The sequence below is a fragment of the Candidatus Protofrankia californiensis genome (assembly GCF_900634765.1).
Taxonomy (GTDB): Bacteria; Actinomycetota; Actinomycetes; order Frankiales; family Frankiaceae; genus Protofrankia; species Protofrankia californiensis.
This window is the reverse complement of sequence record NZ_CAAAFT010000327.1, coordinates 1,421-6,854: the sequence shown is the minus strand read 5'-3', so window position 1 is coordinate 6,854 and position 5,434 is coordinate 1,421. Positions and strand designations below refer to the sequence as shown.

Below are 5,434 nucleotides of genomic sequence, written 5' to 3'. Positions count from 1 at the left end.
CGTTACCACCCCCACCGACATCGCGCCGCCGCAGCCGCGCGAACGACAAGAGGAGAAGGCCGTATGAGGCCGGCCAACGCGATCGACCAGCGCCAGCACGTCCTGCGCTCCCTGCACGAGCACGCGACCCGGTTGGCCGGGGAGCTGCCCGGCCAGCTCGGCCGTATCCGCGTCTGCTCCGGGGACGTCACCATCGAGGTCGAGTGGTCGCGGCTGGCGTTCGGCGTGGATGCCGCGGCGCAGCTCGAACGGGTCGCCTCGCTCGTCCCGGCGCTGCCTGCCGGAAACACGTCCGCCGGAAACACATCCACCGAAAGCGGATCCGTCGAGAAGACGGCTGCCGCGGGGGTGGCCACCGGAAACCCGGCCGACGGCAACGGCGCCGCTGTGAACGGTGCCGGCGGAAACGGTGCCGGCGGAAACGGTGCCGGCGGGGACACCGCGGATGCCGACGTGGCCGTTGTCACGGCACCGATCGTCGGGACTTTCTATCATGCGCCCGAACCGGGGGCGGAGCCCTTTGTCACGGTTGGCAACGTCATCGACGCGGGTGCGACGATCGGCATCATCGAGGCGATGAAGCTGCTGAACCCGGTGACCGCCGACATCGGTGGAAAAGTGGCCCGGATCTGCGTCGGGAACGGGGAGGCGGTCGAGTTCGACCAGGTTCTCGTCGAGATCGCGCCGTAGCGGTAATCCCATTTCACGCGGGGGGGTGAAGATTTGTTCCAGAAAGTTCTCATTGCGAACCGCGGCGAGATCGCATTGCGGGTGGCCAGGGCATGTCGCGAGCTCGGAATTCGGACCGTCGGCGTCTATTCGACGGCGGACAAGGATTCTCTCGTCCGTCGCTACACCGACGAGGCGGTGTGTATCGGGCCGCCACCGCCGCGGCGCAGCTACGCCAACGCGGCGGCCATCATCGAGGCAGCAAGAATGACGGAGGCGGACGCCGTCCACCCCGGCTACGGGTTTCTTTCCGAGGATCCAGACTTCGCGGAGATATGTGCCGACGCCGGCTTGGTCTTCATCGGTTCGCCGCCGGAGGTGATGGCCTCGCTGGGGGACAAGAGCGTGGCCCGGGCCCTGATGCGCCAGGCAGGCCTGCCCCTGCTCACCGGCAGCGCCGATGTCGCGCGCAGTATCGCCGACGCGCGTGACATCGCCGACGCCATCGGATATCCCGTCATCATCAAGGCCGCGGCCGGCGGCGGGGGCCGTGGTATGACGGTCGTCCGCTCGGCCGCGCAGCTCGCGACGGCGTTCACCGACACGCGGGCGGCGGCACGGGCGGTGTTCGGTGACGACCGGATCTACGTCGAGCGCTTTCTCGAGCGGGCCCGCCATGTCGAGGTGCAGATCCTCTGTGACGCCCACGGCGGAGGCATCCACCTGGGCACCCGGGACTGCTCGGTACAGCGCCGCCACCAGAAGCTGGTGGAGGAGGCGCCCGCGCCCGAACTCGATCCCGACCGGGTGGCTGAGATGTGCCGGGACGCGGTGCGGGGCGCGCTTTCGGTCGGTTTCACCGGCCTCGGCACGGTCGAGTTCCTGGTCGACGAGGACCAGAACCACTATTTCATCGAAATCAACAGCCGTATCCAGGTGGAACATCCGGTCACCGAAATGGTGACGGGCTGCGACCTCGTCCACGAGCAGCTCCATGTCGCGGCCGGCACTGCGTTGCGGCTGCGGCAGGAGGACGTCGTCATACGCGGCGTCGCCGTCGAGTGCCGGGTCAACACCGAGGATCCCGACCGGGGATTCGCACCGGCCGCGGGCCGGCTCGACCGGTTCACCCCACCGTCCGGTCCGTTCGTCCGGGTGGACACCCACGGTTTCCCCGGATATCGGGTCAGCCCGTACTACGACTCGTTGCTGGCCAAGGTGTCGGTCTGGGCACCCAGCCGGGCCGAGGCTCTGAGCCGGGCCGAGCGCGCGCTCGGCGAGTTCGACGTCGACGGGCCCGGCGTACGTACCACCATTCCTTTCATCAAACGCGTGCTGGCCGACACCGAGTTCCGTAAGGGCCAGTACTCGACCAGCCTGGTCGACCGCCTGTTCACGGACTCCGGAAAGGTACGGCGATGAGTGTTGAAGCCACCGGGAACACCCGGTCCGTCGTGACACCGACCACGATCTGCGAGATTCTCGTCGAGCGGGCCGGTGCGGATCCCGATGTTTTTCTCGGAAACGAGCATCTCTCCCTCACGGAGCTGCAGATCGACTCTTTGGCTGTCCTCGAGCTGCAGGCGGTGATAGTCGAGAGGTTCGGTGTGGAGATCCCCGACGAAGCCGTCACCATGACCGTGAGCGAAATTGCCGCCGTTGTGAACGAAAATCTGTGAACGAAAATCTCGAGGAGGTCTCGTAGGAGATGCCGGGACACACGCAGAACTCAGTGTTCATCGCTGCACCGTTCGACGTCGTCTGGGATGCGACGAACGACCTGGAGAACTGGCCCGACCTGTTCACGGAGTACGCCTCGGTGGAGGTTCTCGAACGTGCGGGGGACACCGTCCGTTTCCGGCTGACCATGCATCCGGACGAAAACGGGCGGATCTGGTCGTGGGTAAGCCAGCGGACGGTCGACCGCGGCCTGCGTGAGGTGCGCGCGCACCGGGTCGAGCCCGGTCCGTTCCAGTACATGAACATCTACTGGTCGTACGAGGATGCCGGCGACGGCGTCCGGATGACGTGGGTGCAGGACTTTGCCATGCGTCCGGACGCGCCGGTCGACGACGAGGCGATGACCGCCCGGATCAACGACAACTCGGTGATCCAGATGGAGGTCATCCGCGACAAGGTCGAGAAGCTGGCGGCCGGCGGGGTCGGTGTGGCCGGCGGGGCCGGCGGGGCCCGCGACGCGGGCGCATGACGAGTGAGAAGGAGTACAGGACATGACTGTCGCATCCTGCTGTCAGCATGTGGCCGTCCGCGATGTTCCATCGGACAGGCGTCGCGGGGGAGAGCTGCGCGTGCTGCTCGGTCCGCGCACGGTGGGTAGCACCTCGGGCTTCATGGGTGTGGCCACCCTTCTTCCCGGCGAGAAGATCGCCGAGCACTACCACCCGTACAGCGAAGAATTTCTTTACGTAGCCACAGGGGGCATCGTCGTCGACTGTGACGACGTCCCGGTGGTCGTCGGGTCCGGCGAGGGGCTCTACATCCCGATCGGGACGCGCCACCGGCTGCGCAACACCGGCGCCGAGGAGGCGTCGGTGGTCTTCCACCTCGGTCCCCTGGCTCCCCGTCCCGAGCTCGGACACGTGGACACCGAGGATGCCGCGAACACCGACCATGTGAACACCAACCACGTGAGCACCAACCACGTGAACACCGAACGCGCTGACGGTGACCCGGTGGCCTCGACGTGAGCGCCCACCGCCGCGTTGTGGTGACCGGTGTGGGCGTGGTCGCACCGGGTGGGGTGACGCGGGAGGCGTTCTGGTCCACCGTGACGCAGGGACGGACCGCCACCCGGCGCATCACCCTCTTCGACCCGTCGCCGTTTCGCTCCCGGGTCGCCGCCGAATGCGACTTCGATCCGGCGTCCGCCGGGCTTTCCCCCCGCCAGGCGCGGCGCTCCGACCGCTACATCCAGTTCGCCATGGCCGCCGCTGCCGAGGCCGTCGCGGACAGCGGGATCGTCTTCGACGAGCCGACCGCGAACGCCACCGGTGTGGCGATGGGTACGGCGGTCGGGGGCACGACGGCGCTGGAAACCGAGTACGTCGTGGCCAGCGACACCGGCCGGCAGTGGCTGGTCGATCCCGACTACGCCGCGCCGTTCCTGTACCAGGCGCTGATGCCGAGCAGCCTGGCGGCCGACGTCGGCTGCCAGTTCGGGACCCACGGCCCGGCGCAGGTCGTCTCCACCGGCTGCACGTCCGGGATCGACGCCATCGGCTACGGCTACCAGCTCGTCGCCGACGGGGAGGCGGACGTCATGATCGCCGGTGCGTCGGACTCCCCGATCTCCCCGGTCACGCTCGCCTCCTTCGACGCGATCAAGGCGACGTCGCCGGACGACTCCGACCCCGAGCACGCCTCCCGGCCCTTCGACCGGGACCGCAAGGGCTTCATCCTGGGCGAGGGGGGCGCCGTTCTCGTCCTGGAGGAGATGGAGCACGCCCGCCGCCGCGGCGCGCACATCTACTGCGAGGTCGCCGGTTTCGCTACCCGCAGTAACGCCTTTCACATGACCGGGTTGCGTCCCGACGGCGCGGAGATGGCCGTCGCCATCAGCGACGCGCTGGCACAGGGACGGCTGGCGCCGACCGAGGTCTCCTACATCAACGCTCATGGTTCGGGGACCAAGCAGAACGACCGGCATGAGACGGCCGCCTTCAAACGCGTTCTCGGTGAGCACGCCTACAAGGTGCCGATCAGTTCGATCAAGTCCATGGTCGGCCATTCGCTCGGTGCGATCGGTGCGATCGAGATGGCCGCCTGTGCCCTGGCCATCGAGCACGGGGTCGTCCCGCCGACGGCGAACTGGGCCAATCGGGATCCGGAGTGCGATCTCGACTACACGCCGAACACGGCGCGTGAGCAGCGGGTCGATGTCGCGCTGTCGGTCGGCAGCGGCTTCGGGGGGTTCCAGTCAGCCATGGTCTTCAAAGCGGACGCCCGAAGCGGCCGGCATACTGGGCGGAGCCTGCCGGCCGCGGAGAGCCACCAGCAGGTGGAGGCCGGACGGTGACGCCGCGCGCTGTGATCACCGGGATCGGGATCGTCTGCGCCAGTGGGATCGGCGCGGACACGTACTGGAAGACCGCGCTCTCCGGGGAGAGCCGGCTCGGGCGTATCACCCAGTTCGACCCGTCGCGCTACGACACCACCATCGCCGGTGAGGTCGACGGTTTCGGGGCGGCCGAGCACATGCCGAGCCGGTTCGTCGTGCAGACGGACCGGTGGACGCACCTGGCCTTCTGCGCTGCCGACCAGGCACTGGCGGACGCGGGGATCGACCCGCAAGCCCTCGACCCGTATGACATGTCCGTCGCGCTCGCCAGCGGCTCCGGCGGAAACGCGTTCGGTCAGCACGAGCTCCAACGCCTGTGGAGCTCACCGTCGTGCACGGTGGGTGCGTACCAGTCGATCGCCTGGTTCTACGCGGCCACGGTGGGGCAGCTGTCGATCCGGCACGGCATGAAGGGGCCGTCGGTGGTCCTGGTGTCGGAGAGCGCCGGTGGCCTGGACAGCTTCGCCCACGCGGCGCGGCTCGTCCGCCGCGGGACCCCGGTGGTGCTCGCCGGTGGGACCGAGGCGCCGCTGTCCCCGTACGCGTTGACCTGCCAGCAGCACAACCATGCCATGACGTCCCGTACCGATCCGGCCCGCGCCTACTGCCCGTTCGACGTCGATGCGGACGGTTACGTTCCCGGGGAGGGCGGCGCGGTCTTCGTCGTGGAGGACCTCGACCACGCCC

At 68.4% G+C, this 5,434-nt stretch carries 7 protein-coding genes; all 7 read left to right on the top strand.

Annotation, left to right across the window (positions count from 1 at the left end; translation table 11 throughout):
* Nucleotides 1-63 precede the first annotated feature (63 nt).
* Nucleotides 64-690: a biotin/lipoyl-containing protein gene (locus DD1DGNOD_RS17240; RefSeq protein WP_131767502.1), complete on the top strand. Its 627-nt coding sequence runs from the start codon at nt 64-66 to the stop codon at nt 688-690.
* Between the two features lie 33 nt (nt 691-723).
* Nucleotides 724-2,091 (top strand): acetyl-CoA carboxylase biotin carboxylase subunit, encoded by a 1,368-nt coding sequence (locus tag DD1DGNOD_RS17235; protein ID WP_131767501.1) that lies wholly within the window; start codon nt 724-726, stop codon nt 2,089-2,091.
* Nucleotides 2,088-2,348, top strand: a complete 261-nt coding sequence (locus tag DD1DGNOD_RS17230; RefSeq protein WP_131767500.1) for an acyl carrier protein — start codon at nt 2,088-2,090, stop codon at nt 2,346-2,348. Before DD1DGNOD_RS17235 ends, DD1DGNOD_RS17230 begins: the two co-directional genes overlap by 4 nt.
* 29 nt (nt 2,349-2,377) lie before the next feature.
* A complete protein-coding gene (locus DD1DGNOD_RS17225; protein ID WP_131770614.1) occupies nt 2,378-2,878 on the top strand; it encodes an SRPBCC family protein in 501 nt (166 codons plus the stop codon).
* Nucleotides 2,879-2,900: 22 nt separating this feature from the next.
* Nucleotides 2,901-3,377 (top strand): cupin domain-containing protein, encoded by a 477-nt coding sequence (locus tag DD1DGNOD_RS17220; RefSeq protein ID WP_131770613.1) that lies wholly within the window; start codon nt 2,901-2,903, stop codon nt 3,375-3,377.
* The gene (locus DD1DGNOD_RS17215) at nt 3,374-4,705 is read left to right on the top strand and encodes a beta-ketoacyl-[acyl-carrier-protein] synthase family protein (RefSeq protein WP_131767499.1); all 1,332 of its coding nucleotides are present in this window, start codon (nt 3,374-3,376) and stop codon (nt 4,703-4,705) included. Before DD1DGNOD_RS17220 ends, DD1DGNOD_RS17215 begins: the two co-directional genes overlap by 4 nt.
* Nucleotides 4,702-5,434, top strand: a 733-nt coding sequence (locus DD1DGNOD_RS29700) for a beta-ketoacyl synthase N-terminal-like domain-containing protein (protein WP_283234716.1), incomplete at its 3' end; no start/stop codon positions are given. The genes DD1DGNOD_RS17215 and DD1DGNOD_RS29700, both read left to right, overlap by 4 nt.

Excerpts from the sequence above, each read along its gene's own strand:
- DD1DGNOD_RS17240 (WP_131767502.1), top strand. The coding sequence starts at position 64 with ATGAGGCCGGCCAACGCGATCGACCAGCGCCAGCACGTCCTGCGCTCC.
- DD1DGNOD_RS17220 (WP_131770613.1), top strand. The coding sequence starts at position 2,901 with ATGACTGTCGCATCCTGCTGTCAGCATGTGGCCGTCCGCGATGTTCCA.
- DD1DGNOD_RS17230 (WP_131767500.1), top strand. The coding sequence starts at position 2,088 with ATGAGTGTTGAAGCCACCGGGAACACCCGGTCCGTCGTGACACCGACC.
- DD1DGNOD_RS17225 (WP_131770614.1), top strand. The coding sequence starts at position 2,378 with ATGCCGGGACACACGCAGAACTCAGTGTTCATCGCTGCACCGTTCGAC.